This is a genomic window from Ramlibacter agri, assembly GCF_012927085.1.
Classification (GTDB): domain Bacteria; phylum Pseudomonadota; class Gammaproteobacteria; order Burkholderiales; family Burkholderiaceae_C; genus Ramlibacter; species Ramlibacter agri.
In genome coordinates this window covers 2,878,936-2,905,434 of the sequence record NZ_JABBFX010000001.1, presented here as the reverse complement: position 1 = coordinate 2,905,434, position 26,499 = coordinate 2,878,936, and the positions used below count along the sequence as shown (strand labels likewise).

Genomic DNA, 26,499 nt, shown 5'->3' with positions numbered 1-26,499 from the left:
CGGCGCCGGCTGCAAGCGGCGCGTCGCGCCGGCGCGTCGACTTTCATCACGCATGCGTGTAGCCTCGGCCCGATGACCAACGTGAACCAGCTCGAAGCCTGGCTTGCCCAGGAGCAGGAGATCCATGCCCGCGTGAACGCGGCCGCCGGCGTGGGCGTGGCCCGTCCCGAGCAGGTGGCCGGGCGCAGCGGCCTGGACCTGATGCAGGCCATGCTGCGCGGCGAACTGCCCTACCCGCCGATCGCGCGCACGCTCAGCTTCCAGCTGATGGAGGTGTCCGAAGGCCGCGCCGTGTTCCAGGGCGCGCCCGGCCCCGACCACTTCAACCCGATGGGCGGCATCCATGGCGGCTGGTATGCGACCCTGCTCGATTCGGCCCTGGGCTGCGCGGTGCACACGATGATGCCCGCCGGCCGCGGCTACACCACCGCGGAACTGGGCATCAACCTGGTGAAGGCAATCGGCCCCAAGGTGCAGCGCGTGCGCGCCGAAGGCAAGGTCCTGCATTGCGGCCGCCAGCTGGCGACGGCCGAAGCGCGCCTGGTCGGGCCGGACGGCACCTTGTACGCACACGGCACCACCACCTGCCTCGTGTTCGAGATGAATCGTTAACGGGTCTTCCGCCCGCCGTCGAAGTAGAAGGTGAAGATCAGGTCCAGCCCCGCCCGCTCGCCCGCCTCCGCGCGCACCGTCAGCCGCCGCGAGACGTCGTAGAACAGGTACAGCGTGCCGGTGGCGCTGGACAGGCTGCGCTCGTAAGAGGCATAGAAGTTGTCCGCGAAGCGCTTGCCCACGGCGACGATGTTGCCGCCGCTGCCGCCGGAATCCTGCCGCAGCGAAACCTCGTCCAGCCCGAAGGCGCCGGCCAGGCCGCGCGTGTTGCCGGTGCGGCCGGCCAGCAGCGCCGCCGCGGCGCTTTGCAGCAGCGCCGTCTCCGCGCCGCCGCCGGCGGAAGAGCGTCCCAGCACCAGCCAGGACAGGGTCTCCGCCTCCGTCAGCTGCGGGTTCGAATAGAGCTGCACCCGCGGTGACTGCGCGCGCCCCGTCACCTGCACGCCCGCCTGCTGGCCGCCCGAGAGGTTGGGCCGCAGCGCCAGGACGTCCAGCGCCGGGTTGTCCACCGGCCCGGTGAAGCGGATCTCGCCATGGTCGATGCGCAGGTGCTGGCCATAGGCATCGAAGGTCCCGCCGACCGTGCGGATGGCGCCGTGCAGTTCCGGCTGGCTGGCGCCCTGCGCCGTCACCTGCACTTGGCCGGCCAGCTCCGTGTCGATGCCGCGGCCCTTCACGTGGAAATCCTTGCCCAGGTCGAAGCTGATCGCCAGCGTCAGCGTGCGGCCCGCATCGGTCGGCGCCGGCTGCTCGCGCCGCTCCGCTTCCGTCGCCGCCACGCCCGGCGCATTGCGCACGACGACGTCGTCACCCAGGCGCGGCGGGGATTCGTCGGGGATCTGGATGCGGGCGCGGTCCACCACCAGCTGGCCGCTGACGTTGACGCCCTCGCGGTCCACCCGCGCCGCCACCGGCCCGGACACCGTCAGCTGGCGGTCGCTGCGGATGCTGGCGCGCAGTTGCGCCAGCTGCGCGTTGACGCGCAACTGCACGCCCTGCGGGGTCCATGCGCCTTCGCCGCTGGCCTGCAGCGTGCCGCCACTGGCACCGCTCGCGTCCTGCGCGCCGTGCAGCAGGAACTCGCTCACCACCAGCTTGTCGCCGGCCAGTTCCGAACGCAGACGGCCGTTGGCCAGTTCGATGCCGTCCACCACCGAGCGCAGCGCCAGTTGGTCCGCCGTCAGCGGCCCCGACAGCCTCGGCTGCGTGCGCGTGCCGGCGACCGCGATGTCCGCAGCCAGGGAGCCGCGCAGCCGCCAGCCGGGCGGCGCCAGCACCGACCACACGCCGATGCGTGGCAGTTGCGCCTGCAGGCGCCCGGTCAAGGGCGCGTTCTCCGGCCAGTTCCAGCCGCCGTCGGCGGTGCGCGCAAGCTGGGTGCGGAGCTGGCCTTCGGCATGGCCGGCCCGTTCGCTGTCCCAGCGCAGCGCCAAGGTCACCTGTTCGCCCTGGTTGCTGAGGCTCAGGTGCGCATCGCGCACGCCGGCGTTCACGCGGGTGTTGCCGCCTTCCGGCGTTTCGGCAAGCAGGGTGATGTCGCCGCTCACGCGCGCCAGCGAAGCTTCGACACGCAGGTTGGAGCCGAGCTGCGCGTTCCATTGCGCGTCGAACACCATGTCGCCGGCCAGCACCGAACTCACCAGCTGCGGGCCGCCCACCAGCTCGATCCACGCGAGCGGCAAGCCCTTGATGCGCCCTGCCGTCGTCAGCTGGCCGCCGTGTCGCCGCAGCGGCGACCAGGTCACCAGCGCTTCGGAAGGCGTAGCCCCGCTGCGCGGCGCCGGCGACAGCAGCACGGCCTCGCCGGCGCCCAGCTCGAAGTCCCCCCCGGAATACTTCCAATCCGCCGGCTGGCGCAGCTGCAGCCGCCATGGGCCGGGCGCGAGTGCCGGGTCCTGCAGCTGCAGCGCCAGGCGGGCGAGCTGGCCGTGCCATGCGGGCACCGCGCCCAGCGTGCCACCCAGGCGGCCCGCGGCAGCGAGCTTCACTTCGCGCTGGCCGCTCGCGGCCTGTAGATCCAGCACCAGCGCCGCATCGCGCAGCCGTCCGTCCAGGCGCAGATCACCTTGGGTCAGCACCCAGGGCAGCGGCGTCTCCGCGCGGGCCGGCGGATCGGGCTGCCATTGCAGGCGCGCCACCTGCGCGTGGCCCTGCACGGCCGGATCGCGCCAGCCGCCCTGCCAGGCGACGTTGCCCTGCGCGCTGCCTTGCAGGTGCAGGCCGGCCAGCATCTTGTCCATGCCCGGCCAGCGCTGCAGCCATTGCTGCAGCCGCGCGAGGTCGCCGGCGGCGAGATCGAGCGTGCCCTTGCCCCTGGTTTCCGCGAGCGCACCATTGGCCTGCAGTTCCAGGGCCGGGGCGCGCAGCTGCAGCTTGCCCTGGCCGGCCCAGGCCTGCCAGTCGAGGTCGATCTCGCCGTCCAGCGTCGCATCGCTGGTGCGCAGGTGCAGCGGCGCCAGCGCGATCGTGCTGCCCTGCCAGCGGCCCTTGGCCGCCAGCTCGCGCAGTTCCAGCGCGCCGACGGCCGCCTGCATGCCGCTGGCGTGCCGCGGCGCCGCCGCACCGGCCTGCAAGGCCAGGTCGAAATCGACGGCGCCCTGCTCGCCCTGCAGGCGCACCGGGCCGGTCAGTGGCAGCGCGGCCAGCTGGCCATGCAGCTGCGCCGGATCGACGCCTTCCACCCGGCCCTGGAAGCGCCAGCCGCGGCCTTCCCAGGCGCCCTCGCCTTCCAGCTGGCCGCCACCCAGCTCGGCGCGCAAGCTGCGCACCAGCGCCGTGCCGGCGCGCCATTCGCCGGCGCCGCGCGCGCTGGCCACGGGCAGCCGGCCCGAGTCCCAGGGCCCGGGCAGGCCGTTGCGGACGTCGGCCAGCACGCGCCAGGCGTCGCGCTCGAGCGGCGCCACTTCCAGCTCGCCGGAGAGCAGCGTGCGCGGCGCACCCTGCCAGAAAGGCGCCAGGTCCAATGCGCGGAATTCGGCGTGGCCCTCCGGCAAGGGCATGGGTTCGAAGGGCGTCACACGGGCGGTCACGCGGGCCGAAGGCAGCTCCGCGGCGCGCAGCGCCCCGCGCTCGGCCCGCAGCAGCGCACGCGCCTGCAGGTCCGCCAGCGGCCCCTGCGCCACCGCCTCGAACTGCAGCCGCAGCGGCGGCGCGCCGCCGGGGATGGGCGCCAGCACCCGCCCGCCCAGCGCCACCTGCAGGTCCAGCGGAGCAACGCCCAGCAGCGTCGCCCGGCCGCTGTAGCTGCCGCCGGCAACCTGCAGGCCATCGAGCTGCAGCTGGTGGTGGACGCCGTCGAAGGCATAGCGGCCCATGACGCCGCTCACGCTCACCTGCGCCCGTCCCTGGTAGTCGAACAGGCCGACGCCGAAATCGTCCACCGTCACGCGCCAGGGCAGCTTCAGGCTGGGCGGCGGCCGCATCGGCTCTTCCGAAGGCTTGCGCTTGTCGGTGATGCGCACCTCGCCCGCGCTCACGTGCTCCAGCTGCAAGGTGCGGCTGATCAAGGCGATCGGCTCCCAGTCCAGCCGGACGTTGCGCGCTTCCACCCGCAGGTCGGCGCCTTCCCAGGTGATGTGGTCTATGCGCCAGCCGGCGCGCAACGAGCCGCGCACGCCTTCGGTCCGCAGCGGCCGGCCCGAGGCGAGCCGCTCCAGCGTCCAGGCCAGTGATCCTTCCTGCCCGGCCCACCACCAGGCGCCGGCCACCGCCAGCACCAACAGCAGCAGCACCAGCAGCAGGCTGCGGAAGGTCCACAGCAGGATGCGGCCGGCGCTCAAAACACGAACCCCACGACGAGGTGGAAGCGCAGGCGGTGCACCTGCAGGCCATAGGCGATGGCCGCATCCATCGGCCCCACCGGGCTGCGCCAGCGCACGCCGGTGCCCACGCCCCAGTGCGGCTTGAGCTCGCTCACCTGGTCGGCGACGGCGCCCATGTCCAGGAACAGCAGGTGCTCGAAGGCCGTGGCCTCCTCCTTCCACCGGATCGGCCGCTGCCATTCGACGCTGGTGATGGTCTCCAGGCGGCCCGGGCCGATGACGCCGTCGGCCAGCGGCACGCCGATGTCCAGGTACTTGTAGCCGCGCACTGACTGGTCGCCGCCGGTGCGGAACAACTGCGTCGCCGGGATCTGCGCGCTGCCGCTCGCGAACACCGCGCCCACTTCGCCGCGCAGCTGCAGCCGGCCCACCGGCAGCGGCTTGAACCACAGCGCGCGCGCCACCGTGCGCTGGAACGGCTGGTTGTCGCCGCTCAGGGTGAGGCCGCCGCCCAGCTCGAAACCCAGCCCGTAGCCGCTGGTGGGCGAGGTGCGCGAATTGAAATAGCGCCCGGTCCACACGTAGTTCGCGCTGATGGCGGAGCCGGCGCCGACCTCGGCCGAAGTCAGCGCCAGGTTGTTCGGGTTCGCCACCCGCGCATTCTCGTACTGCAGGTAGACGTTGCGGTCGATGTGGTCGCTGGTCTGGAAGCGGCCGCCGCGGATGCGGTCGCTGTAGGTGATGACGCGCCCGTCGTCCAGGCGCTCGGCGCGCAGCAGGCTGGACCAGCGCCAGCCTTCCTCGTCGGGCAGGCCGGTCCATTCGGTCTGCGCGAACGGGTTCTTCTTCTCGGCCTGCAGCTTGGTGACGGCGCGCCAGCCGATGCCCGGCACGCGGTTGGCCGTGTGCTCGATCGACGCGCGCGGCCCCGAGTCGGTGGTGAAGCCGACGCCCAGCACCACCTTCTGCAGCGGCGCCTCGCGCACGGTCACCTGCACCGGCGCCGCCTCCGGGTCGCCGGACGGATCGACGAAGATGAAGGCGGAGTCGTAGTAGCCGCTGCCGGTCAGGCGCAGCTGCGCCTCGACGATGCGGTCCTGGTCGTAGATCGAGCCCACCGGCAGGCGCGCGAGGCGCGGCACCAGCACCGGGTCGTAGCGCTCGACGCCGGTGACCTGCATGGTGCCCAGGTGGAACACCGGGCCGGAATCCAGCTTCAGGCCCAGCGCGGCTTCGTGGCTGGCCGCGTCGACGTCGGCCAGGCTGTAGCTGATGCGGCCCGCGGGATAGCGCCTGGCCACCAGTTGCCGCAACGCGGCCGACTTGGCGCCGTCCCAGCGCGCCTGCGTGAAAGGCTGGCCGACCGCCAGGCCCCAGCCGCCGACGATGGCGCCGCGCTGCGCCAGCGCGTCGGCGTCGGTGCTGGTGGCGATGTCGCCTTCGAAGCCGATGTTGACGTTGCTGACGGTCGTGGCCGGGCCGGGGTCGACCGCCACCACCAGCCGCAGCCGCGGCTTCGCGTCCTCGCGGGTGATCCGCACCTGCGGCGCGAAGAAGCCCTGGGTGGCCAGCAGCTCGCGCGCGTCCTTTTCGGCCAGCACGATCAGCCGCGTGATCTCGGCATCGTCGAGGTCGCTCACCTCCCGGAAGCGCTGCAGCTCCAGGTGGCGTTCCAGCAGTTGCCGCAAGGGATCCGGAGCCTGCACCACGAGGTCGAAGGCGGGCGAGGCCGGCATCTCCTGGCGTTCGGCCTGCGCCCGCGCGAGCGGCGCCGCCAGGACGCACAGGGCAAGCAGCAGGGCGGCCAGGAAGGGACGGATCATCGAGGCTGAACTATGCAGCAGGTGCATGTGGAAAGGGGTCCGGCGCAATAATGCCGGAATGCGAATCCTCCACACCATGCTGCGCGTCGGCGACCTGCAGCGCGCCATCGATTTCTACACCCAGGTGCTGGGCATGAACCTGCTGCGCACGACGGAGCGGCCGGAGCAGAAATACTCGCTGGCCTTCGTGGGCTACGGCACGAACCCCGAACACGCCGAACTGGAATTGACCTACAACCACGGCGTCGACCAGTATGAACCGGGCACCGCGTTCGGCCACATCGCCATCGGCGTGCCGGACGTCTACGCCGCCTGCGACAAGATCCGCGCCGGCGGCGGCAACATCACGCGCGAGCCCGGCCCGGTGAAGGGCGGCAGCACGGTGATCGCCTTCGTCACCGATCCGGACGGCTACAAGATCGAGCTCATTCAGCGAGGCTAGCCGGCCCGGCGGGCCGGCGGCCGCGCCTCACTGCGGCTGCTTGTTGCCCTTCATGTTGCCGGCCACGCCGCCGGCCACGGCGCCGATGGCCGCACCGGTCCAGCCGCTGCCGCCGGCGATGGCGGCAATGCCGGCGCCGGCCGCGGCGCCGATGGCTGCGCCCGAAACCGTCCCCTGCTGCTGCGCCGTCATCGACGTGCAGGCACTGGTGGCGGCAAGCAGGGCCACGGCCCCGATCCAAGCAAATCGCTTCATGGCGCTTTCCCCTATCTGGACTTCTGCATCCCGGGCACAGCCATCTCGAACCAGAGCGTCTCGATCACGGGACGCTGCAACTGGTCCGGGTGCGACGCGTACCAGCGATCGAGCCCGTCGCGCACGCTGTCAAGCGTGTGGTCCCGCATCCCCATCGACATGCGCGGCAGGACGCTCTGGGAATCGCTGGGCGCGTTGCCCGCGTGGTAGGCACGCTCGACCTGCACGATGTTGGCAATGCCGATCAGGTAGGCCTTCTTCACCTGTTCCGTCGACTGGGTCCATTGCGCGCCGTTCACGAGCGGGACTTCGTCCGCGCGCGCCAGGCCGCTGCCGGCAGCCAACGCCACGCACGCGGCGGCAAGCCACGCGCGGGTCTTCAGTGTCATCGCCATGTCGGGCTCCTCGAAGTCCCAAAATGGTGCTTCGAGTGCTCCGCCGCCGGCATTGGACCTAGGTCCCATCCCTGCCGGCCGCAGGGACTACAGGAGCGCGCCCAGCCAGCGGGCGACCGAGTCCGTGTAGACGCCCGGCAGCCCGAGCTGCTGGTCGACTTCCATGTGCCGCAGCGGCTGCATCCAGATGGTGAGCCGGTGCCCCATGGGCGAAGCCTTGCGCTCGAAGGCATCCGCCTGCGGGCAGGAGTTGCCGCGCAGCCGCGAGCAGACGATCAGCATCGGCGGCACCTTGGCTTCCATCACGTCGTACGGCGACACCGAGGCCCAGAAGGCGGGGTCGCGGCCGAAGGCGCGGTCGTACAGCGGCGCGTGCCGCTCGCCCATCAAGGCCGGCACGTTCAGCGCCGCGCCGTCCAGGTTGATGCTGGCCTTCCAGGGCTTCGCGCCCTGCGCGTAGGCCAGCGAGGGCGCGGAGTCCAGCAGCGCCACCAGGTGGCCGCCGGACGAGTGGCCCATGAGCGCCACCCGCTGCGGGTCGGCGCCCCACGAAGGCGCCTGTTTCTGCACCAGGGCCAGCGCCTTCGCCACGTCCTGCGCCTGCACCATCGGGCTGGCGGCGGGCAACAGGCGGTAATTGACGGAAACCACGACGTAACCGCGCGCGGTCCAGTAGGTCACCTTGGGCCGGATCATGGCCGGCGTGGCCTTGTCGCCGATCGCCCAGGCGCCGCCATGCACCATCACCAGCACCGGGCCGGCGGGATGCAGGGGCACGTAGGCGTCGATGCGCTGGCGCGGGTCGGTGCCGTAGGCCAGGTCGCGCACGACCTGGATGGCCGTGGTGCCGTCCATCAGCTGCGGCGTGGTGGCGGACGCAGCCAGCGGCGCGGCGCAGGCCAGCACCAGCGCGAACCGCGCCAGGAGGTTGCGGGCCCGCTTCATGCGCGCGGCAGGCGCGCGGCTTCCGCGGCGAGCTGTGTGATGCGGTCCCAGTCGCCACGGGCGACGGCGTCGGCGGGTGTCAGCCACGAGCCGCCCACGCAGGCGACGTTGGGCAGCGCCAGGAACTCGCCGGCATTGGCCGTCGACACGCCGCCGGTGGGGCAGAAGAGCACGTCGTTGAAGGGACCGTGCCAGGCCTTCAGCATGGCCGGCCCGCCGGCCTGCAGGGCCGGGAAGAACTTCAGCTGCTGGTAGCCGTCTTCCTGCGCCGCCAGGATCTCGCTGCCGGTGGCGACGCCGGGCAGCAGCGCCAGGCCGAGGTCGTGGCAGGCCTTGCCGATGGCATGGATGTAGCCAGGGCTCACGGCGAAGCGGGCGCCGGCCAGTTGCGCGGCCTGGGCGTCGGCGGCGCTGCGCACGGTGCCGGCGCCGACCACGGCGTCCGGGACCTCCTTGGCGATCTTCTCGATACACGCCAGCGCCACCGGGGTGCGCAAGGTCACCTCCAGCATGCGGATGCCGCCGGCCACCAGCGCACGCGCCAGCGGCACGGCATGGGCGACGTCCTGCAGCACGATCACCGGGATGACCGGCGCGTCCTGCATGACCTCCAGCGCCGTCGGGTTGCTCGTACCTACAGCCATGTACACGCTCCTTCCTCTGCGGGGAGCGCATTGTGGCGCATGCCGGCAAAGAGTTCGCGGCCGACGCCATGGCTGTTGTTCGCAGCCTGCACGTCCGACAGCCTGGCGGGCTCGCGCGTGGCCCATTCGCCGGCGTCCACCTTGGCTTCCAGGGTGCCGGCGGTGGCGTCCAGCCGCACGATGTCGCCGTCGCGCAGTTTCGCCAGCGGGCCGCCCGCGGCCGCCTCCGGCGTGACGTGGATGGCGGCCGGCACCTTGCCCGAGGCGCCGCTCATGCGGCCGTCGGTGACCAGCGCCACGCGGAAGCCCTTGCCTTGCAGCACGGCCAGCGGCGGCGTCAGCTTGTGCAGCTCCGGCATGCCGTTGGCGCGCGGGCCCTGCCAGCGCACCACGCAGACCAGGTCGCGTTCCAGCTCGCCGGCCTTGAAGGCCGCCTGCAGGTCGTCCTGGCTGTCGAAGATACGCGCCGGCGCTTCGATGACGTGGCGGTCGTCCGGCACGGCCGACACCTTGATGACGCTGCGTCCCAGGTTGCCGGTGAGCAGCTTCAGGCCGCCGGTGGGACTGAAGGCCTGCCGGGCGGGACGCACGACCGCTTCATCGCGCGAAGCGCCGATGTCGGACCAGCGCAGCGCGCCGCCCTCGCCTTCCGGCCTGCGCGTGTACTCGCGCAGGCCGCCTTCGCGCACCGTCAGCACGTCTTCATGCATCAGCCCCGCATCGAGCAGTTCGCGGATGACGTAGCCCGGGCCGCCGGCCGCCTGGAACTGGTTCACGTCGGCGGAGCCGTTGGGATAGACGCGCGCCAGCAGCGGCACCACGGAAGACAGGCGATCGAAATCGTCCCAGTCGATGACCATGCCGGCCGAACGCGCCACCGCCACCCAGTGGATCAGGTGGTTGGTGCTGCCGCCGGTGGCCAGCAGCGCCGCCATCGCATTGACGATGCAGCGCTCGTCGACGATTTGCCCGATCGGCGCGTAGCGGCGCGTCTTCAGGATGGACAACGCCGTGCGCACGGACTCGCGCGTGAGCTGCTCGCGCAGCCCCGTCTGCGGCTGGATGAAGGCGGCGCCCGGCACGTGCAGGCCCATGGCCTCCATCAGCATCTGGTTGCTGTTGGCGGTGCCGTAGAAGGTGCAGGTGCCCTGCGTGTGATACGCCTTCTCCTCGGCTTCCAGCAGCTCGGCGCGACCGACCAGGCCTTGCGCGGCCTTTTCCCGCACCTTGGCCTTCTCGTTGTTGGACAGGCCGCTGGGCATGGGCCCGCCCGGCACGAAGACCGTGGGCAGGTGGCCGAAGTGCAGCGCGCCGATCAGCAGGCCGGGCACGATCTTGTCGCAGATGCCCAGCATCAGCGTGGCGTCGAACACGTCGTGGCTCAGGCCGACGGCCGTTGCCAGCGCGATGGTGTCGCGCGAGAACAGGCTCAGCTCCATGCCGGCCGTGCCCTGCGTGACGCCGTCGCACATGGCCGGCACGCCGCCGGCCACCTGGGCGTTGGCGCCATGCTGGCGGGCTTCGTCCTTGATGATGTCCGGGTAGCGCGCATAGGGCGCGTGCGCCGACAGCATGTCGTTGTACGCGTTGATGATGCCGATGTTGGGCGCGTGTTCGGCCACCACCTTGAACTTGTCGCTGGGCGAGATGCCGGCGAAGGCGTGGGCCACGTTGGCGCAGCCCATGCGGTCGGCACCGCGGTCGCGTTGGGCCGCTGCGGTGATGCGGGCCAGGTAGGCGGAGCGCGTGGGCGCGCTGCGTTCTCGGATGCGCTGGGTGACCGCGGCCAGCACGGGATGCAGTTTCATGGAAATCCGGTAACTTTGTTCCATGCATGCTACGCCTGGTACCTGCCCTTCGGGGTTACGAACCGGTTACCAACTACATTCGGGTTTCATGACGGAAGTGCTGAAGCCGCTGCGCGACCCGCAGCAGATGCTCTCGCAGGCGCTGCAGGAATGGGGCGGGGACGAGGACCTGTGGGTCTTCGGCTACGGCTCGCTCATCTGGCGGCCCGAGTTCGATTTCGAAGAGCGGCGGCCGGCCCGCGTGCATGGCTGGCACCGGGCGTTGAAGATGTGGAGCCGCATCAACCGCGGCACGCCCGAACGGCCCGGCCTGGTCTTTGGGCTGCTGAGCGGCGGCTGCTGCCGCGGCATGGTGTTCCGCGTGGCCCGCGAACGCGGCGCCGAGACACTGGCCCAGCTGTGGGGCCGCGAGATGGCGATGGCCGTATACGACCCGCGCTGGCTGCCCGCCGATACCGGCCAAGGCCCGGTCAAGGCGCTGGCCTTCACGCTGTCGCGCCGGAGCCCCAGCCATACCGGCGAGCTCAGCGAAGACGAGTACCGCGCCATCTTTGCAGAAGCCACTGGCAAGTACGGCACCACGCTCGACTACGCGCACCGCACGCTGGAGGAGCTGCGCCGGCACGACATCCGCGACCGCAATCTCGAGCGGCTGCTGCGGCTCATCGAACATTCCTCAGGCGTAAAGTAGAACCATGAACAAGACCCTCCTGTTGCCGGCCGTCCTCGTCGTCGCGCTTGCCGGCTGCGCGTCCTGGTGGGGCGACAAGCAAGGTGCCGTCGCCACGCTGTCGCCCACGCAGGGCAGCACCACCAGCGGCATCGTCAAGTTCGAGCAGCGTGGCAGCAGCGTGCTGGTCGCCGGCGAAGTGCGCGGCCTGCCCGGCAGCGGGGAGAACGGCTTCCACATCCACGAGAAGGGCGACTGCTCCAGCCCCGACGGCAGCAGCGCGGGCGGCCACTGGAATCCGACCAGGCAGCCGCACGGCATGATCGGCTCCAGCCCGCACCACACGGGCGACCTCGCCTCGCTGAAGCCGGACGCCAATGGGGTCGCCCATTTCAGCTTCCTGGTCGAGAACGCCACCATCGGCGGCGGCGGCCCGAACGATATCCTCGGCAAGGGCGTGGTCGTGCACCGCGACCGCGACGACTTCACCTCGCAGCCGGCCGGCAACTCGGGGCCGCGGCTGGCCTGCGGGCCTATCCTCAGGACTTGAGCAGGCGCTGCTCCGCGGCAGCAAGGTCGGCCAGCGTGTCGATGTCGGCGACGATGCCGGCATCGTCGAGGTCGAGGCGCAAGGGCTTGGCCTGGCACACGATGGCCGCTGCACCTTCGGCGCCTTCCAGCTCCGTGAGCGCGTGTACGTGCACGGCGCCGAAGCCGACCGGATGGCCGCGCTGCCCTTCGTGGAAAGGCAGCACCACGGTGGACTGCCGCAGCGCTGCCGCGACAGCGCGCAGCGACTCCGGCGCGATCAGTGGCAAGTCGCCCGGCAGCACCAGCCAACCGGCAGCACCACGCGTGGCGCGCACCGCGGCCGCGATGGAGTCGCCCATGCCCGGATGGCCCGCGTCTTCCACGTGCCAGGGCAGCCCGCTCGCACGTACGGCGGCCAAGGTGCGCTCCAGCACGGTCTGGCCGGCCAGCAGCGCCTGCAGCTTGGAGCCGCGGCCGCCGGAAGCGACGAAGCGTTCGCCGCGGCCGGAGGCGAGCACGAGCACGATGGGGGTCGGGGTTTCCACGCCGCGAGTGTGCACCGATGCGAGAATCCCCGCATGAGCAGCAGCACCTCCCAGCAGATCGCCGACCTGCGCAAGAGCTACGAGCGCGCCGAACTGAGCGAGGAGGCCTCGCAGGCCGACCCCTTGCTGCAGTTCGACCAGTGGCTGGCCGAGGCGATCAAGGCCCAGGTTCCCGAACCGAATGCGATGACCGTGGCCACCGTGGGCGGCGACCTGCGCCCCAGCACGCGCATCGTGCTGATCAAGGGCTACGACCAGCGCGGCATCGTCTGGTACACCAACTACGACAGCCGCAAGGGCCAGGAACTGGCCGGCAACCCGTTTGCCGCGCTGCAGTTCCACTGGGTCGAGTTGGAGCGGGTGGTGCGCATCGAAGGCCGCGTGGAGAAAACCAGCGCGGAAGAAAGCGACGCCTACTTCGCCAGCCGGCCGCTGGACTCGCGCATCGGCGCCTGGGCCAGCCCGCAAAGCCAGGTGATCTCCGGCCGCGGCGTGCTGGTGGCCAACGCCGCGAAGTACAGCGCGCAATTCCTCCTCAGCCCACCGCGGCCGCCGCACTGGGGCGGCTACCGGCTGGTGCCGGACGAATGGCAGTTCTGGCAAGGCCGCAAGAGCCGGCTGCATGACCGGCTGCGGTATACCCAGCGCGATGGCGCCTGGGTCAGGGAGCGGCTGGCTCCGTAGCGAAGGCAGGAAGGCAGGAACTTCCGGACGCAAAAGCCGCAAAGGTTACGCAAAGGTCGCAAAAGGGTTCAAGAACCTTCTTGATTTTTTTTGCGTCCTTCGCGTCCTTTTGCGCCCTTTGCGTCCGGAAGTTCTACACCGCCGCGAAAGGCAGTTCCCGCGGCGTCTTGCCGGTGATGCGTGCGATCGCGTTGGCGAAGGCCGGTGCCAGAGGCGGCACGCCGGGTTCGCCCATGCCGGTGGGCGCGTCGGCGCTCGGGACGATGTGCACCGCGATCTTCGGCATGTCGGTGATGCGGGCCACCGGGTAGTCGCCGAAGTTCGACTGCTGCACCACTCCGTCCTTCAGCGTGATCGCCGCGCCGGGCAGGCACATGCCCAGGCCCATCAGCGCGGCGCCCTGCACCTGCGCTTCCACCGACAGCGGGTTCACCGCCAGGTTGCAATGCACGCCGGCCGTCACGTTGTGCAGCTTCGGCACGCCCTTGTCCGCGGAAGCTTCGACCACGTAGGCCACCACCGAGCTGAAGGACTCGTGCATCGCGACGCCCCAGGCATGGCCCGCTGGCAGCTTGCGCTTGCCGTAGCCGCTGCGCTCCACCGCGAGCTTCAGCGCCGCCTCGTGGCGCGGATGCTTGCCGCCCAGGAGCTTCAGGCGCAGCGCCACCGGGTCCTGCTTCGTCGCGCGCGCCACTTCGTCCAGCAGCGTCTCCATCGCGTAGGCCGTGTGGGTCGAGCCCACGCTGCGCCACCACAGCACCGGCACGTTGACGTCGGTGTGGTGCGCGGTCAACCGCATCGGCAGTTCGTAGGGTTCCTTCATGCCCTCGACCATCGTGGAATCGATGCCGTCCTTGACCATGAATTCCTCGAAGGGCGAGCCCTTGAGGATGGACTGGCCGACGATGACGTGGTCCCAGGCGAGGATGTTGCCCTGCGCGTCGAACGCGATCTCCGCCCGGTGCACGTGCATCGGCCGGTAGTAGCCGCCACGGACGTCGTCCTCGCGGCTCCACAAGGTCCGCACGGGCGCATTGACGCCCGCGGCGCGCGCCGCCTTGGCGACGTTGCAAGCCTCGACCACGTAGTCGCTGGTGGGGATGGCGCGCCGGCCGAAGCCGCCGCCCGCCATCTGCGTGTGCACCTGCACCGCCTGCGGATCCACGCCCAGCGTCCTGGCCGCGGCCATCGCGTCCAGCCCGGGCATCTGCGTTCCCATCCAGAGTTCCGCCTTGCTGCCGTCGAAGGTGACGGTGCAGTTCAGCGGCTCCATCGGCGCGTGGGCGAGATAGGGGAACACGAATTCGGCGCTGATCTTCTGCGGCGCATTGGCCAGCGGCGTCATGTCGGCATCGAACTTCTTCCGCCCCGGCTGGCGCGCCAGCTCCCGGTACTGCGCCAGCAAGGCCGTGGTGTCGGGCTTGCCGACAGCGGCCGTGTCCCAATCGAGCTTGAGCGCCTCGCGGGCCTGCCTGGCCGGCCAGTAGCCGTCAGCGATCACGGCCACGCCTTCGCCGCCGCGGTCGACCGGCACGCGCAGCACCGCCTTCACGCCCTTCACCGCCTTGGCAGCGCTGTCGTCCACCGACCGCAGCCTGGCGCCGAACACGGGCGGACGCGCGACCACCGCCGTCAGCATGCCGGGCAGGCGCACGTCGATGCCATAGGACTGCTGGCCGCTGGACTTGGCGCGCGCGTCGAGCCGGCCGGTGGGCTTGCCGATCAGGCGGAACTGCTTCGGGTCCTTGAGGCCCACCTGCTCCGGCACCGGCTGCTGCATCGCGGCCTCGGCCAGTTCGCCATAGGACAGCTTGCGCCCGCCCGGGCCGACCACGAAGCCACGCTCGGTGCGCAGGCCGGTGGCGTCCGTCTTCCATTGCGCAGCGGCCGCCGCGACCAGCATGGCGCGCGTGCGGGCGCCCAGTTCGCGGTATTGCGTGTAGGAGTTGTGGATGGAGTTCGAGCCGCCGGTTAGGTGCATGCCGAACAGCGGGTCGGCATAGGCCGGATTGGCGTCGCCGTGCGCGCTGCGGACCTTGGACCAGTCGGCATCGAGTTCTTCCGCCAGCACCAGCGGCAGCCCGGTGTGCGTGCCCTGGCCGAACTCCAGCCGGTTGACCGTGACGGTGACGATGCCGTCCGGCGCGATGCGCACGAAGGCGGCCGGCTGCTGGAAGGGCTTGAGCCCGCTGGCGGCAGTCGCCTGCTGCGCGCCCGCGGCGAAGGGGAAGGCGCCGAGGGCGAAGCCGGTCCCGGCAGCGATCTTCAGGAAGCTGCGGCGTTGCACGCCGCTGTCTTGCGGCGCGGGGGCCAGGCGGTCGCGCAGGGCCGGCGGCAGTTGCTGCGAGGTGGGGAAATGCATGGCGTCCTCCTCTTCAGGCCAGCTGGCCGGCGGCGTCGTGGATCGCCGCACGGATGCGGGCATAGGTGCCGCAGCGGCAGATGTTGCCGGCCATGGCGGCGTCGATGTCGGCGTCGGTCGGCTTCTTCTTCATCTGAAGCAATGCCGTAGCGCTCATCACCTGCCCGCTCTGGCAGTAGCCGCACTGGGCGACGTCGTGCTTCACCCAGGCCGCCTCCACGGCGCGGCCCACGCGGTCGTTGCCGACCGCTTCGATGGTGGTGATCTTGCGTCCGGCGACGGCGGAAATCGGCGTGATGCAGCTGCGGGTGGCCGTGCCGTCGATGTGCACGGTGCAGGCGCCGCACAGCGCCTGGCCGCAGCCGAATTTGGTTCCCGTCAGCCCCAGCGTGTCGCGCAGGGCCCAGAGCACGGGCGTGGAAGGGTCGGCATCGACCGGCAGGTCCTTGCCATTGACGTTCAACGTGGGCATCGCGGTTCCTCCTTGAACCGCGGAATGTAGTGCGGGAAGAATTAGGCGGCGATGAGGCGATCGCCTATCCGCCGTGCGTGACCTTCAATCCCACGATCCCCGCCAGGATCAGGCCAATGCAGACCAGCCGGGCGATCGTCGACGGCTCGCCGAACAGCACGATGCCGAGGATCACCGTCCCGAGTGCACCGATCCCGGTCCACACCGCGTAGGCCGTGCCCACCGGCAGCGTGCGCATCGCCCAGCCGAGCAGCAGCACGCTGGCCACCATGGCGGCCACCGTGCCGACGGAAGGCCAGAAGCGCGTGAAGCCTTCCGTGTACTTCAGGCCGATCGCCCAGGTCACCTCGAACAGCCCGGCGACGAACAGCACCACCCAGGCCATCAGGGCTTCTGCAGGGCGGTGAAGGTCTTGCGGAACTTCGCCACCTTGGGCGCCGCGACCGCCATGCAATAGCCCTGGGTCGGATTCCGCTCGAAGAAGTCCTGGTGGTACTCCTCCGCCGGCCAGTAGTTCGCCAGCGGCGCGACCTCGGTGACGATGGCCTTGCCATAGACCTTTTCGTCGGTGAGCTCGCGGATGATGTCCTCGGCCACCTGCTTCTGCTCCGGCGTCGTGTAGAAGATGCCGCTGCGGTACTGCGTGCCGACGTCGTTGCCCTGCCGGTTCAGCTGGGTCGGGTCGTGCACGACGAAGAAGATCTCCAGCAGTTGCCGCGTGCTGACCTGCGCCGGGTCGTAGGCCAGCTTCACGACCTCGGCGTAGCCCGTGTTCCCGCTGCACACCTGTTCGTAGCTCGGGCGCCCGGAGCCGCCGTTGCTGTAGCCGGATTCGACGTCGGTGACGCCGCGCACTTCCTTGTAGACCGCTTCCGTGCACCAGAAGCAGCCGCCGCCCAGGACGATGGATTGGGTGTCGCTCATGCCCACACTTTAAGACGCTTTAGCATCGCGGGCCATGCAACTGGGCGAACTCAAACCCATCCTGGCCGGCCTGGCGCTGCCGCCGACCGGTCCCCTGCTCCTCGCCCTCCTCGGGCTGCTGTGGGCGCGCCGGCGCCGCGGAGCCGGCCTGGCGCTGGCCGCGGCCGGCATCCTCGTGACGCTCGCGCTCTCGATGAACGTGGTCGCCGTGGGCCTCGCCCATACGATCCTGCCGCAGGTGCAACCGGCCCGCCCGGAGGACCTGAAGGGCGTGCAGGCCATCGTGGTGCTGGGCGCCGCGGTCAACATGAACGCGCCCGAATACGGCGGCGGCCCGCAGCTGGAAGCGCCCGCCCACGAACGGCTGCGCTACGCCATCTGGCTGGCCAAGCGCACCGGCAAGCCGCTGGCCTATGCGGGCGGCCAGGGCTGGACGGCCGTGGGCAGCACGCAATTGCCGGAAGCCCAGGTGGCGGACGCCGTGCTGCGCGACGAGACCGGCCAGTCGCTGCGCTGGCGCGACGACCGCTCGCGCGACACGCGCGAGAACGCCAACTACATGATGGAGGCCATGAAGCCGGACGGCATCCGGCGGGTCGCCGTGGTCACCGACTCCTGGCACATGCCGCGGGCCGTCCATTACTTCCAGGCGGCCGGCTTCGAAGTGGTGGCCGCGCCCATGAACTTCCCGCACGCCAAGCCCGGCCCTCAGCGATGGCTGCCCGAACCCGTGGAGCTGCTGCTGTCCCGCCAGGTGCTGCGCGAGTGGCTGGCGTTGCAGGTCGCGCGCCTGTCCTGAGCTTTACGGTCGCGCTGTCTTGACGCGCCGGGCCTGGGGGAACTACATTAATAACCGGTCAGTCAGTAACTCCACCCGTCACGCCCATGTCCAGCAAAGCCCTCGCCGAACGCGCCGAGGATGCCCCACCCCGCCGCGGCCGCCGCAAGGAAGCCCGCCCGGGTGAACTGCTCGATGCCGCCCTCGACCTGTTCGTCGAGAAGGGCTTCGCCGCCACCCGGTCGGAAGAGGTCGCGGCCCGCGCCGGCGTCTCCAAGGGCACGCTGTTCCTCTACTTCCCGAGCAAGGAAGAACTGTTCAAGGCGGTCGTGCGCGAGAACATCTCGGGCCGCTTTGCCGAGTGGAACGAGGAGTTCGAGAGCTTCGAGGGCTCCACCGCTGAAATGGTGCGCTACTGCCTGAACGTCTGGTGGGAGCGCATCGGCGCCACCCGCGCCTCCGGCATCACCAAGCTGATCATCAGCGAGGCGCGCAACTTCCCCGACATCGCGGCCTTCTACCACCAGGAAGTGATCCAGCCCGGCATGCAGCTGGTACGGCGCATCCTGCTGCGTGGCGTGGACCGCGGCGAATTCCGCGCCGTCGACATTGAATACACGATCTTCAGCGTGATCGCGCCGATGATCTTCCTGATCATGAACAAGCATGCGCTGGGTGCCTGCATCCCGCAGGACTACCCGATGGATCCGCAACGTTACGTGAACGCGCAGGTCGAGATCCTGCTGCACGGCCTCTGTGTGCCGGAGAAGAAGGCATGACGCGCAAGGTCCCGTGGAAGTGGGTGGTCGTCGCGCTGGTGGTCCTGGTGCTGGCCGGCGCCCTGATGCGCTCGCTGGGCGCGCGCCGCGCGCAGCAGGCGGCCGCCACGGCAGCCAAGGCGCAGCCGGCCGTGGAACTGGCGCAGACCGACGTGGTGAAGGCGCAGCAGCGCGACCTGCAGCGCGGCCTGCCGATCTCCGGCTCGCTGCGGGCGGTGAATTCCGCCGTCGTCAAGGCGCGCGTACCGGGTGAACTGCAGGGCCTCGTCGTGCGCGAAGGCGACCCGGTGAAGGCCGGCCAGGTCATCGCCCGCGTCGACCGCACCGAGTCCGAGGCGCGGCTGAAGCAGGCGCAGGAACAGGCCGACGCGGCCAAGGCGCAGATCGACATCGCCGAGCGCCAGTGGGCCAACAACAAGGCGCTGGTGGACCAGAACTTCATCTCGAAGACGGCCCTGGACACCTCGTGGAACAACCTCGCCGCGGCGAAGTCCACCTACCAGGCGGCGCTGGCCGCCGTGGACCTCGCGAAGAAGGGCCTGGACGACGCCGTGCTGCGCGCGCCCATTTCCGGCATCGTGTCGCAACGCCTCGCGCAGCCGGGCGAACGCGTGGCCATCGACGGCAAGGTGGTGGAGATCGTCGACCTCTCCAGCCTGGAACTGGAAGCCTCGCTCAGCGCCGCCGATTCGCTGGAGCTGCGCGTCGGCCAGGCGGCGAGCCTGCAGGTGGAAGGCAGCCCGCGGCCGGTCGCGGCCAAGGTGGTGCGCATCAACCCGAGCGCGCAGGCGGGCAGCCGCAGCGTGCTGGCCTACCTGGCCATCAACGATCCCGCCGGCTTGCGCCAGGGCCTCTTCGCGCAGGGCACGGTGGCCACGGGCCAATCCAGCGCGCTGGCCGTGCCGCTGTCGGCGCTGCGCACCGACAAGCCCAACCCCTACGTGCAGGTGGTCGTGAACCAGCAGGTGGCGCATCGCGCGGTCACGCCGGGCGCCCGCGGCGGCGACGGCAAGGACACCTGGGTGGCGGTCGACGGCGTGCAGCCGGGCGCGACCGTGATCCTGGGCCACGTCGGGCCGCTGCGCGAAGGAACCCTGGTGAAGTTCACGGGCGCACCGCGTCCTTGAAGCCATGTGGTTCACCCGCGTCAGCCTGAAGAACCCGGTGTTCGCCACGATGGTCATGGCGGCCATCGTGGTGCTGGGCCTGTTCTCGTACCAGCGCCTCAACATCGACCAGTTCCCCAACATCGATTTCCCGGTGGTGGTGGTCACCGCCGACTACCCCGGCGCCTCGCCCGAGATCGTGGAGAGCGAGGTCAGCAAGAAGATCGAGGAGGCGGTGAACTCCATCGCCGGCATCAACGCCCTCACTTCGCGCAGCTACGAAGGCCAGTCGGTCGTCATCATCGAGTTCCAGCTGTACGTGGATGGCCGCAAGGCCGCCGAGGACGTGCGCGAGAAGATCGCCGCCGTCCGCCCCAACCTGCGTGACGAGGTCAAGGAGCCGCGGGTGCTGCGCTTCGACCCGTCCAGCCGCGCCATCTGGTCGCTGGCGGTGCTGCCCGATTCCAGCAAGGGCCGGCCCATGGGCGCGGTGGAACTCACCAACTGGTCGAACCAGGTGCTGAAGAAGCGGCTGGAAAACGTGCGCGGCGTCGGCTCCGTCACCGTGGTCGGCGGCAGCCAGCGCGAGCTGGACATCTACCTGAACCCCGCCGCGATGGAGGCACTGGGCATCACCGCCGACCAGGTGGTGGCGGCCGTGCGCAACGAGAACCAGGACCTGCCGGTGGGCGCCGTGCGCTCGATCGCGCAGGACCGCACGGTGCAGGTCTCGGCCCGCATGGAGCGGCCGGAGGACTTCGGCAAGATCATCGTGGCGCGGCGCAACGGTTCGCCCGTGCGCGTGGACCAGGTCGCCCGCATCTCCGACGGCGGCCAGGAGCTGGACAACCTCGCCCTCTACAACGGCGAGCGCACGCTGCTGATCACCGTGCAGAAGGCACAGGACGAGAACACCATCGAGGTGATCGACGGCCTGAAGAAGACGCTGGACGAGATGCGCGCGCAGCTGCCCCCCGGCGTCCGGCTCGAAACCGTCACCGACGCCTCGCGGCCGATCCGGGTGTCGGTGGAGAACGTGCGCCGCACGCTGGTGGAAGGCGCGCTGCTGACGGTGCTGATCGTCTTCCTGTTCCTCAATTCCTGGCGCTCCACCGTCATCACCGGGCTCACGCTGCCGATCGCGCTGATCGGCACCTTCCTGTTCATGTACGCCTTCGGCTTCTCCATCAACATGGTGACGTTGATGGCGCTGTCGCTGTGCGTGGGCCTGCTGATCGACGACGCCATCGTGGTGCGCGAGAACATCGTGCGCCACGTGCAGATGGGCAAGAGTGCCTACCAGGCATCCCTGGACGGCACGCAGGAGATCGGCCTGGCGGTCCTGGCCACCACCTTCTCCATCGTCGCCGTGTTCCTGCCCATCGGCTTCATGGGCGGCATCATCGGCAAGTTCTTCCACGAGTTCGGCGTCACCATCGTGGCGGCCGTGATGATCTCGATGTTCGTCAGCTTCACGCTGGACCCGATGCTGTCCTCGGTGTGGCACGACCCCGAGATCCACGCCCACGGCGCAAAGCGCGAACGCAAGACCTTCTACGACCGCACGATCGGCCGCGTCACCGGCTGGTTCGACGACGGCACCGAGAAGCTGGCTTCCGCCTACCAAAGCATCCTGCGCTGGGCGCTGGCGCACCGCGTGGCCACGCTGCTCGCGGCCGCCGCCATCTTCGTGGGCAGCCTGTTCATGGTGCCGCTGCTGGGCACCGAGTTCGTGCCCAAGGCCGACTACTCGGAAACCAGCATCAACTTCTTCACGCCGGTCGGCTCCTCGCTGGAGCTCACCGAGGCCAAGGCCCGCCAGGTCGAACAGATCGTGCGCGAGTTCAAGGAAGTGAAGTACACGGTCGCGACCATCAACACCGGCAACGCCGCCGGCAAGATCTACGCCTCCATCTACGTGCGCATGGTCGACCGCAAGGATCGCAAGCTGAGCGTCGACCAGATGGCCGGCGTGCTGCGCGAGCGGCTGAAGCAGGTGCCCGGCATCACGGTCACGCACGTCGGCCTGCTCGACGCGGTGGGCGGCAACAAGCAGATCGAGTTCTCGGTGCAGGGCCCCGACCTCAAGGAGCTGGAGCGCCTGTCGCGGCTGGTGACGGACAAGATCCGCGACATCCCCGGCCTGGTGGACCTGGACTCCAGCGTGAAGCCGGACAAGCCCACCGTCAGCATCGAGCTGCGGCGCGACGCCGCCTCCGACCTGGGGCTGGGCGTGGCGCAGGTGGCGAGCTCGCTGCGCACGCTGGTGGCCGGCCAGACCGTCGGCAACTGGCGCGCGCCCGACGACGAGACCTACGACGTCAACGTGCGCCTCGCGCCCGACGCCCGCACCGCGCCGGCCGACCTGGAGCGCCTGCCCTTCGCGATGGGCGCCAACGCCGACGGCAGCATGCGCATCGTGCGCCTGAACCAGGTGGCGAAAGTGTCCGAATCGACCGGCCCGAACCAGATCAACCGCCGCGACCTCACGCGTGAAGTGGCCATCAACGCCAACACCGACGGCCGCTCGGCCGGCGAGATCTCCAAGGACATCCAGGCGCGGCTGGACGAAATCGCCTTCCCGCCCGGCTACCGCGCCAGCTTCAGCGGCTCGACCAAGAACATGCGCGAGTCCTTCGGCTACGCCGTCTCGGCGCTGGCCATGGCCATCATCTTCATCTACATGATCCTGGCCAGCCAGTTCAAGAGCTTCCTGCAGCCGCTGGCGCTGATGACGTCCTTGCCCCTGACGCTGATCGGCGTGGTGCTGGCCCTGCTGGCGTTCAATTCGACACTTTCGATCTTCTCGGTGATTGGTATCGTCATGCTGATGGGCCTGGTGACCAAGAACGCCATCCTGCTGGTGGACTTCGCCATCCGCATGCGCGAGCAGGGCATGGCGCGCTCGGAGGCGCTGCTGCACGCGGCCCGGGTGCGGCTGCGCCCGATCCTGATGACGACCCTGGCGATGATCTTCGGCATGGTGCCGCTGGCCTTCGCGCTCAGCGAGGGCTCGGAACAGCGCGCGCCCATGGGCCAGGCCGTCATCGGGGGTGTCATCACCTCGTCACTCCTGACCCTTGTCGTGGTGCCTGTCGTGTACTGCTACCTCGACGACCTGGCCGCCTGGGCGCGGCGCCGGCGCCGGCCCCAAACGGGCGGTTCCGGGGCCCAAGTCCAGCCGGCTTCTAAAATGGACGGTTTGTCCTGAACTGCGCCTGAATTTTGACCATGAATGCCCCGATCGACCTCGAACGCGCCCGCTTCAACATGATCGAGCAGCAGATCCGGCCCTGGGACGTGCTGGACCTGGAAGTGCTCGCCCTGCTCTCGCAACTGAAGCGCGAGCAGTTCGTCCCCCTGGCCCACCGTGCCCTCGCCTTCGTCGACATGCAGATCCCGCTGCTGGGAACCGCCGAGGAAGCCGAGCGCCAGGGCTGGTGCATGCTGGAACCCAAGGTGGAGGCCCGCCTGCTGCAGGACGTGGCCCCCAAGGCCCACGAGAAGGTGCTGGAAGTCGGCGCCGGCTCCGGCTACATGGCCGCCCTGCTGGCCAGCCGCGCCCAGCGCGTGATCTCGCTGGAAATCGAGCCCCGGCTCGCCCAGATGGCCCGCGCCAACCTGCAGCAGGCCGGCATCCGCAACGCCGAAGTGCGCGAAGCCGACGGCTCCCGCGGCCTGGCCGCCGAAGGCCCGTTCGACGTGATCGTGCTCTCCGGCTCGGTCGCCGACATCCCGCAGGCCCTGCTGCAGCAACTGAAGGTGGGCGGCCGGCTGGCCACCATCGTCGGCAACGAGCCGGTGATGCGCGCCACCTTCGTCACCCGCACCGGCGAAGCCGCCTGGGAAACGAAGCAGCCCTGGGACATGCAGGCCCCCCGCCTGCAGAATTTCCCCGAGCCTTCGCGCTTCCACTTCTGACCGGGCCATGATCGACCAGGTCCGACCCGCACAACTCGATGACTGGCTGGCCGCCCACCCGGGCAGCCCGCTGGTGCTGGACGTGCGCGAACCCTGGGAACGCCAGGTATCCAGCGTGCAGCCCCAGGGCTTCGAGCTGGTGGCGATCCCGATGAACGAGATCCCCGGCCGTTTGGCCGAACTGCCGCAGGATCGCCCCATGGCGGTCCTGTGCCACCATGGCGCCCGCAGCCTGCGCGTCGCCATGTTCCTGCAGCAGCAGGGCTACACGGATGTGGCGAATATCGCGGGCGGCATCGATGCCTGGGCCCAGGAGCGGGACCCCGGGGTCCCGCGCTATTGACAATCCAGGGTTGGTCCCGAAAAAAGCATAACAAGCAGTTGGACGAGAGAAGGACGGAAAGATGAAACTGAAGCGGCTTCTCCCCCTGTCGGCGGCCATCGGCCTGGCTTTCCTGGGCAATGCCCAGGCGCAGAGCCTCGTCGAGCTCTACGACGCGGCCCGCGCCTATGACGCGACCTGGCAATCGGCCAAGTCGCAGTACGACGCCAGCATCGCGCGCGCCGACCAGGCCAAGTCGGGCATCCTCCCGCAGGTGAGCCTGTCCGGCGGCGCCAGCCGCAACGCCATCACCGTCGACCCGGTCCCGCAGCGCGAATACGGCACCCAGAGCGTCACGCTCAGCGCCTCGCAGCCGCTGTACCGGCCGGCCAACTTCGCCACCTGGGAACAGGCCAAGTACCAGGCGCAGCAGGCCGAATACGCGCTGACCGCCGCGAGCCAGGACCTGATCGTCCGCGTGGTGCAGGCCTACTTCGACGTGCTGGCCGCGCAGGACACCCTGAACTACACGCGGGCGCTGAAGACGGCGACCGCGGAGCAGCTGGCCGCGGCCAAGCGCAACTTCGAGGTGGGCACCACCACCATCACCGACACCCGCGAAGCCCAGGCCCGCTACGACCTGGTGACGGCGCAGGAGATCCAGGCCGACAACGACCTGCGGGTGAAGAAGCTGGCGCTGGACACCCTGGTGGGCCGCCAGGGCACCAACCCGAACCCGCTGGTCACCTCGCTGGTCGTGCCCTCGCCGAGCCCGGCCGACCCGGACGCCTGGGTGTCGGTCTCGGACACCGCCAACCCGGCGATCCTGCAGGCCAGGTCCAACGTGGACATCGCGCAGCTGGAAACGCAGAAAGCCTACGCCGGCCACAAGCCGACGCTGGACCTGACCGGCAGCCTGGGCGAGACGCGCAACATCGCCGGCACGGCCACCACCATCGCCGATTCGCGGCCCAAGACCGGCTCGGTCGGCGTGGTGTTCAACCTGCCCCTGTTCTCCGGCTTCGCCGTGCAGAACCGCGTGCGCGAGACGCTGGCCCTGGAAGACAAGGCCCGCACCGACCTCGAGGCGACGCGCCGCACCGTGGCGCAGCAGATCCGCACCGCCTATTTCGGCGTCGTCTCCGGCCAGCAGCAGGTGAAGGCGCTGGAATCGGCCGAAGCCTCCAGCCAGAGCTCGCTGGAAGCCAACCGCCTGGGCTACCAGGTGGGCGTGCGCATCAACATCGACGTGCTGAACGCGCAGACGCAGCTGTTCCAGACCAAGCGCGACCTCGCGCAGGCCCGCTACAACGTGCTGCTGGGACACCTGAAGCTGCGGCAGGCCAACGGCACGCTGGCGGCGGAAGACCTGGACCGGCTGAACCTGCTGCTGGCGCCCTGATTCAGGCGGCCACGGCGACCACGGTGAGCAAGGTCTCGCCGGTCGCCACCAGTTTCTCGTCGGCTCCCTGCAGCGCGAACAAGTCGCAGGCCGTGAACACCTGCGTCTTGCCCGGCTTCACGACCCGCGCGCGGGCGACGAAACGTTCGCCCACTGCCGGCCGCAGGCAGTTCACCGAGTAGTGCGAGGCCAGCACGCGCCCCACCAGCGTGGCGGCGGCGAAGCCGCAGGCCGTGTCGATCAGGGCGCCGAGCAGGCCCGCGTGCAGGAAGCCGGCGTACTGTCCCACCTCGGGGCGCCAGGGCATGGCCAGTTCCGCCACGCCGGCGCCGGCGCGCAGCACCTCGAAGCCGCACCAGCGGTTGAAGGCGGCGCTGTCGTTGATGGCGCGGATGCGCGCGAGGAGTTCGGGATCGCTGCCCATGGCTTGCTCCTTGGAAGAGTGGCGATCCCAATCTAGGCAGCGCGCGGGCGCCGCGCTGTCAACGCAGCGACGCGGCGTCGCGCAGGCGATAGGCTTCGGCGCACACGAAGGCGGCCGTCTCGCGGGCCTCGCGCAACAGCCGGCGGCCACTTGGGCGCAAGGTGACGCGGCGCCTGCCATCGACGTTCGCTTCGCGCACGACCAGGCCGGTCTTTTCCAGCGGCAGCAGCTGCAGCACCAGGCGCGAGGGCGCCAGCCCGAGCCGGCGCGCCAGCTCCGCCGAAGGCACGGCGCCGTCCGCGCCGTCCAGCACCCAGAGCAGCACGAAGTCCGACCACGCGAGGCCGTGATGCGTGCCGAGCTCGTCGTCGAGCCGGGCGTTCGTCGCGGCCAGCTCCAGGTGGCGCTCGAGGTGCCAGTCCAGGCGGGACTGCAGGGCGGAGTCATTCATCCTTGCCTCCCGCCTGCGCGAGCAGCTCGCGGTGGATCTGCTCCAGCGCCTTCAGCTCGCTGGCGTAGTCGAAGTCCGGGTCCGCCCGCTCCTTCAGCAGTTCCACCACTTCGAAGCTGAAGCGCTCCGGCCCGCTGCTGTTCCACGCGGCCTGCAGCACGCGGTCGGAATGCGAGCGCATGCGCAGTTCGAAGCGCGCGCGGTTCAGCGACGCATGCACGTTGCGGCTCGCGCCGAGCAGCACGCGGCCGCTCTGCAGGTCGCGGATCGCGTAGATGCCCATGGGCGGGAAGGCGTCACGCGCGCGGCGCGCGGCTTCGCGCCGCGCCACCCGCGGCGGGGGATCGGAGGGGGAATCCATGGCACTTGGCCTTTCTCTGTTGCGGATACAGGCGCAGGCGCCCGCGCGGCGCCACCTGGCGCCACCGATGTGGATGGAAAGA

The 26,499-nt window shown here is 70.2% G+C and carries 27 protein-coding genes; 12 read left to right on the top strand and 15 right to left on the bottom strand.

Annotation, left to right across the window (positions count from 1 at the left end; genetic code table 11):
• Nucleotides 1-72: 72 nt before the first annotated feature.
• Nucleotides 73-612: a PaaI family thioesterase gene (locus HHL11_RS14155; RefSeq protein WP_169418993.1), complete on the top strand. Its 540-nt coding sequence runs from the start codon at nt 73-75 to the stop codon at nt 610-612.
• On the opposite strand, the gene HHL11_RS14150 is transcribed toward HHL11_RS14155, so the two are convergent.
• Together HHL11_RS14150 and HHL11_RS14145 are read right to left on the bottom strand one after the other, a co-directional pair.
• Nucleotides 609-4,391: a translocation/assembly module TamB domain-containing protein gene (locus HHL11_RS14150; RefSeq protein WP_169418992.1), complete on the bottom strand. Its 3,783-nt coding sequence runs from the start codon at nt 4,389-4,391 to the stop codon at nt 609-611. The two genes, HHL11_RS14155 and HHL11_RS14150, sit on opposite strands and share 4 nt — an antisense overlap.
• The gene (locus tag HHL11_RS14145; RefSeq protein WP_169418991.1) at nt 4,388-6,196 is read right to left on the bottom strand and encodes an autotransporter assembly complex protein TamA; all 1,809 of its coding nucleotides are present in this window, start codon (nt 6,194-6,196) and stop codon (nt 4,388-4,390) included. Before HHL11_RS14145 ends, HHL11_RS14150 begins: the two co-directional genes overlap by 4 nt.
• A 58-nt stretch (nt 6,197-6,254) precedes the next feature.
• Between HHL11_RS14145 and gloA the strand changes: the two genes are divergently transcribed.
• A complete protein-coding gene (gloA, locus tag HHL11_RS14140; RefSeq protein ID WP_169418990.1) occupies nt 6,255-6,638 on the top strand; it encodes a lactoylglutathione lyase in 384 nt (127 codons plus the stop codon).
• A gap of 27 nt (nt 6,639-6,665) precedes the next feature.
• On the opposite strand, the gene HHL11_RS14135 is transcribed toward gloA, so the two are convergent.
• The 5 genes from HHL11_RS14135 to edd form a co-directional block, all read right to left on the bottom strand.
• Nucleotides 6,666-6,893 carry a YMGG-like glycine zipper-containing protein gene (locus HHL11_RS14135; protein ID WP_169418989.1) on the bottom strand — a complete coding sequence of 76 codons (228 nt, stop codon included), beginning with the start codon at nt 6,891-6,893 and terminating at the stop codon, nt 6,666-6,668.
• Between the two features lie 11 nt (nt 6,894-6,904).
• The gene (locus HHL11_RS14130; protein ID WP_205964277.1) at nt 6,905-7,288 is read right to left on the bottom strand and encodes a hypothetical protein; all 384 of its coding nucleotides are present in this window, start codon (nt 7,286-7,288) and stop codon (nt 6,905-6,907) included.
• An 87-nt stretch (nt 7,289-7,375) separates the two neighbouring features.
• Nucleotides 7,376-8,233: an alpha/beta hydrolase gene (locus tag HHL11_RS14125; RefSeq protein WP_169418988.1), complete on the bottom strand. Its 858-nt coding sequence runs from the start codon at nt 8,231-8,233 to the stop codon at nt 7,376-7,378.
• Nucleotides 8,230-8,877 carry a bifunctional 4-hydroxy-2-oxoglutarate aldolase/2-dehydro-3-deoxy-phosphogluconate aldolase gene (gene eda, locus HHL11_RS14120; RefSeq protein ID WP_169418987.1) on the bottom strand — a complete coding sequence of 216 codons (648 nt, stop codon included), beginning with the start codon at nt 8,875-8,877 and terminating at the stop codon, nt 8,230-8,232. Before eda ends, HHL11_RS14125 begins: the two co-directional genes overlap by 4 nt.
• Nucleotides 8,868-10,685, bottom strand: a complete 1,818-nt coding sequence (edd, locus tag HHL11_RS14115) for a phosphogluconate dehydratase (protein WP_169418986.1) — start codon at nt 10,683-10,685, stop codon at nt 8,868-8,870. Before edd ends, eda begins: the two co-directional genes overlap by 10 nt.
• Before the next feature lie 88 nt (nt 10,686-10,773).
• On the opposite strand from edd, the gene HHL11_RS14110 reads away from it, so the two are divergent.
• Entirely contained in the window at nt 10,774-11,376 is a 603-nt protein-coding gene (locus HHL11_RS14110) for a gamma-glutamylcyclotransferase (RefSeq protein WP_169418985.1), read from the top strand.
• A 4-nt stretch (nt 11,377-11,380) separates the two neighbouring features.
• Entirely contained in the window at nt 11,381-11,905 is a 525-nt protein-coding gene (locus HHL11_RS14105) for a superoxide dismutase family protein (RefSeq protein ID WP_169418984.1), read from the top strand.
• Here HHL11_RS14105 and HHL11_RS14100 read toward each other — a convergent pair.
• Nucleotides 11,895-12,431, bottom strand: a complete 537-nt coding sequence (locus HHL11_RS14100) for an NTP transferase domain-containing protein (protein WP_169418983.1) — start codon at nt 12,429-12,431, stop codon at nt 11,895-11,897. The genes HHL11_RS14105 and HHL11_RS14100 overlap by 11 nt on opposite strands.
• Before the next feature lie 33 nt (nt 12,432-12,464).
• Here HHL11_RS14100 and pdxH point away from each other — a divergent pair, with 33 nt between their 5' ends.
• On the top strand, nt 12,465-13,115 hold the full coding sequence (gene pdxH / locus HHL11_RS14095) for a pyridoxamine 5'-phosphate oxidase (RefSeq protein ID WP_169418982.1): 651 nt from the start codon (nt 12,465-12,467) through the stop codon (nt 13,113-13,115).
• Between the two features lie 133 nt (nt 13,116-13,248).
• Here pdxH and HHL11_RS14090 read toward each other — a convergent pair whose 3' ends face one another.
• The 4 genes from HHL11_RS14090 to msrA form a co-directional block, all read right to left on the bottom strand.
• Nucleotides 13,249-15,477, bottom strand: a complete 2,229-nt coding sequence (locus HHL11_RS14090) for a xanthine dehydrogenase family protein molybdopterin-binding subunit (RefSeq protein WP_169418981.1) — start codon at nt 15,475-15,477, stop codon at nt 13,249-13,251.
• Between the two features lie 13 nt (nt 15,478-15,490).
• The gene (locus tag HHL11_RS14085) at nt 15,491-15,949 is read right to left on the bottom strand and encodes a (2Fe-2S)-binding protein (RefSeq protein ID WP_169418980.1); all 459 of its coding nucleotides are present in this window, start codon (nt 15,947-15,949) and stop codon (nt 15,491-15,493) included.
• Between the two features lie 64 nt (nt 15,950-16,013).
• Entirely contained in the window at nt 16,014-16,334 is a 321-nt protein-coding gene (sugE, locus tag HHL11_RS14080; protein ID WP_169418979.1) for a quaternary ammonium compound efflux SMR transporter SugE, read from the bottom strand.
• On the bottom strand, nt 16,334-16,873 hold the full coding sequence (gene msrA / locus HHL11_RS14075) for a peptide-methionine (S)-S-oxide reductase MsrA (protein ID WP_169418978.1): 540 nt from the start codon (nt 16,871-16,873) through the stop codon (nt 16,334-16,336). Before msrA ends, sugE begins: the two co-directional genes overlap by 1 nt.
• 34 nt (nt 16,874-16,907) lie before the next feature.
• Here msrA and HHL11_RS14070 point away from each other — a divergent pair, with 34 nt between their 5' ends.
• From HHL11_RS14070 to HHL11_RS14040, 7 genes are all read left to right on the top strand, one after another.
• A complete protein-coding gene (locus HHL11_RS14070; RefSeq protein ID WP_169418977.1) occupies nt 16,908-17,672 on the top strand; it encodes a YdcF family protein in 765 nt (254 codons plus the stop codon).
• An 86-nt stretch (nt 17,673-17,758) separates the two neighbouring features.
• Nucleotides 17,759-18,430: a TetR/AcrR family transcriptional regulator gene (locus tag HHL11_RS14065; RefSeq protein WP_169418976.1), complete on the top strand. Its 672-nt coding sequence runs from the start codon at nt 17,759-17,761 to the stop codon at nt 18,428-18,430.
• Nucleotides 18,427-19,557, top strand: coding sequence for an efflux RND transporter periplasmic adaptor subunit (locus tag HHL11_RS14060; protein WP_169418975.1), 1,131 nt, complete (start codon nt 18,427-18,429; stop codon nt 19,555-19,557). The genes HHL11_RS14065 and HHL11_RS14060 overlap by 4 nt, the downstream gene beginning before the upstream one ends.
• 4 nt (nt 19,558-19,561) lie before the next feature.
• On the top strand, nt 19,562-22,747 hold the full coding sequence (locus HHL11_RS14055; protein WP_169418974.1) for an efflux RND transporter permease subunit: 3,186 nt from the start codon (nt 19,562-19,564) through the stop codon (nt 22,745-22,747).
• 20 nt (nt 22,748-22,767) lie between these two features.
• The gene (locus HHL11_RS14050) at nt 22,768-23,457 is read left to right on the top strand and encodes a protein-L-isoaspartate O-methyltransferase family protein (protein ID WP_169418973.1); all 690 of its coding nucleotides are present in this window, start codon (nt 22,768-22,770) and stop codon (nt 23,455-23,457) included.
• 7 nt (nt 23,458-23,464) lie between these two features.
• A complete protein-coding gene (locus HHL11_RS14045) occupies nt 23,465-23,800 on the top strand; it encodes a rhodanese-like domain-containing protein (RefSeq protein ID WP_169418972.1) in 336 nt (111 codons plus the stop codon).
• Between the two features lie 61 nt (nt 23,801-23,861).
• Nucleotides 23,862-25,181 (top strand): TolC family outer membrane protein, encoded by a 1,320-nt coding sequence (locus tag HHL11_RS14040; protein WP_169418971.1) that lies wholly within the window; start codon nt 23,862-23,864, stop codon nt 25,179-25,181.
• Between the two features lies 1 nt (nt 25,182).
• Here HHL11_RS14040 and HHL11_RS14035 read toward each other — a convergent pair whose 3' ends face one another.
• Genes HHL11_RS14035 through HHL11_RS14025 form a run of 3 tightly spaced genes read right to left on the bottom strand, consistent with a single transcriptional unit; the run spans nt 25,183 to nt 26,417 of the window.
• Entirely contained in the window at nt 25,183-25,605 is a 423-nt protein-coding gene (locus HHL11_RS14035) for a PaaI family thioesterase (protein WP_169418970.1), read from the bottom strand.
• Nucleotides 25,606-25,663: 58 nt separating this feature from the next.
• Entirely contained in the window at nt 25,664-26,056 is a 393-nt protein-coding gene (locus tag HHL11_RS14030) for a helix-turn-helix domain-containing protein (RefSeq protein ID WP_169418969.1), read from the bottom strand.
• Nucleotides 26,049-26,417 carry a GIY-YIG nuclease family protein gene (locus tag HHL11_RS14025; protein WP_169418968.1) on the bottom strand — a complete coding sequence of 123 codons (369 nt, stop codon included), beginning with the start codon at nt 26,415-26,417 and terminating at the stop codon, nt 26,049-26,051. The genes HHL11_RS14030 and HHL11_RS14025 overlap by 8 nt, the downstream gene beginning before the upstream one ends.
• Between the last annotated feature and the right edge of the window lie 82 nt (nt 26,418-26,499).

Bases quoted from the DNA above. Each gene is read 5' to 3' on its own strand.
- HHL11_RS14155 (WP_169418993.1), top strand. From the start codon at position 73: ATGACCAACGTGAACCAGCTCGAAGCCTGGCTTGCCCAGGAGCAGGAG.
- HHL11_RS14145 (WP_169418991.1), bottom strand. From the start codon at position 6,196: ATGATCCGTCCCTTCCTGGCCGCCCTGCTGCTTGCCCTGTGCGTCCTG.
- gloA (WP_169418990.1), top strand. From the start codon at position 6,255: ATGCGAATCCTCCACACCATGCTGCGCGTCGGCGACCTGCAGCGCGCC.
- HHL11_RS14135 (WP_169418989.1), bottom strand. From the start codon at position 6,893: ATGAAGCGATTTGCTTGGATCGGGGCCGTGGCCCTGCTTGCCGCCACC.
- HHL11_RS14130 (WP_205964277.1), bottom strand. From the start codon at position 7,288: ATGGCGATGACACTGAAGACCCGCGCGTGGCTTGCCGCCGCGTGCGTG.
- HHL11_RS14125 (WP_169418988.1), bottom strand. From the start codon at position 8,233: ATGAAGCGGGCCCGCAACCTCCTGGCGCGGTTCGCGCTGGTGCTGGCC.
- eda (WP_169418987.1), bottom strand. From the start codon at position 8,877: ATGGCTGTAGGTACGAGCAACCCGACGGCGCTGGAGGTCATGCAGGAC.
- edd (WP_169418986.1), bottom strand. From the start codon at position 10,685: ATGAAACTGCATCCCGTGCTGGCCGCGGTCACCCAGCGCATCCGAGAA.
- HHL11_RS14110 (WP_169418985.1), top strand. From the start codon at position 10,774: ATGACGGAAGTGCTGAAGCCGCTGCGCGACCCGCAGCAGATGCTCTCG.
- HHL11_RS14105 (WP_169418984.1), top strand. From the start codon at position 11,381: ATGAACAAGACCCTCCTGTTGCCGGCCGTCCTCGTCGTCGCGCTTGCC.
- pdxH (WP_169418982.1), top strand. From the start codon at position 12,465: ATGAGCAGCAGCACCTCCCAGCAGATCGCCGACCTGCGCAAGAGCTAC.
- HHL11_RS14090 (WP_169418981.1), bottom strand. From the start codon at position 15,477: ATGCATTTCCCCACCTCGCAGCAACTGCCGCCGGCCCTGCGCGACCGC.
- HHL11_RS14085 (WP_169418980.1), bottom strand. From the start codon at position 15,949: ATGCCCACGTTGAACGTCAATGGCAAGGACCTGCCGGTCGATGCCGAC.
- sugE (WP_169418979.1), bottom strand. From the start codon at position 16,334: ATGGCCTGGGTGGTGCTGTTCGTCGCCGGGCTGTTCGAGGTGACCTGG.
- msrA (WP_169418978.1), bottom strand. From the start codon at position 16,873: ATGAGCGACACCCAATCCATCGTCCTGGGCGGCGGCTGCTTCTGGTGC.
- HHL11_RS14070 (WP_169418977.1), top strand. From the start codon at position 16,908: ATGCAACTGGGCGAACTCAAACCCATCCTGGCCGGCCTGGCGCTGCCG.
- HHL11_RS14065 (WP_169418976.1), top strand. From the start codon at position 17,759: ATGTCCAGCAAAGCCCTCGCCGAACGCGCCGAGGATGCCCCACCCCGC.
- HHL11_RS14060 (WP_169418975.1), top strand. From the start codon at position 18,427: ATGACGCGCAAGGTCCCGTGGAAGTGGGTGGTCGTCGCGCTGGTGGTC.
- HHL11_RS14055 (WP_169418974.1), top strand. From the start codon at position 19,562: ATGTGGTTCACCCGCGTCAGCCTGAAGAACCCGGTGTTCGCCACGATG.
- HHL11_RS14050 (WP_169418973.1), top strand. From the start codon at position 22,768: ATGAATGCCCCGATCGACCTCGAACGCGCCCGCTTCAACATGATCGAG.
- HHL11_RS14045 (WP_169418972.1), top strand. From the start codon at position 23,465: ATGATCGACCAGGTCCGACCCGCACAACTCGATGACTGGCTGGCCGCC.
- HHL11_RS14040 (WP_169418971.1), top strand. From the start codon at position 23,862: ATGAAACTGAAGCGGCTTCTCCCCCTGTCGGCGGCCATCGGCCTGGCT.
- HHL11_RS14035 (WP_169418970.1), bottom strand. From the start codon at position 25,605: ATGGGCAGCGATCCCGAACTCCTCGCGCGCATCCGCGCCATCAACGAC.
- HHL11_RS14030 (WP_169418969.1), bottom strand. From the start codon at position 26,056: ATGAATGACTCCGCCCTGCAGTCCCGCCTGGACTGGCACCTCGAGCGC.
- HHL11_RS14025 (WP_169418968.1), bottom strand. From the start codon at position 26,417: ATGGATTCCCCCTCCGATCCCCCGCCGCGGGTGGCGCGGCGCGAAGCC.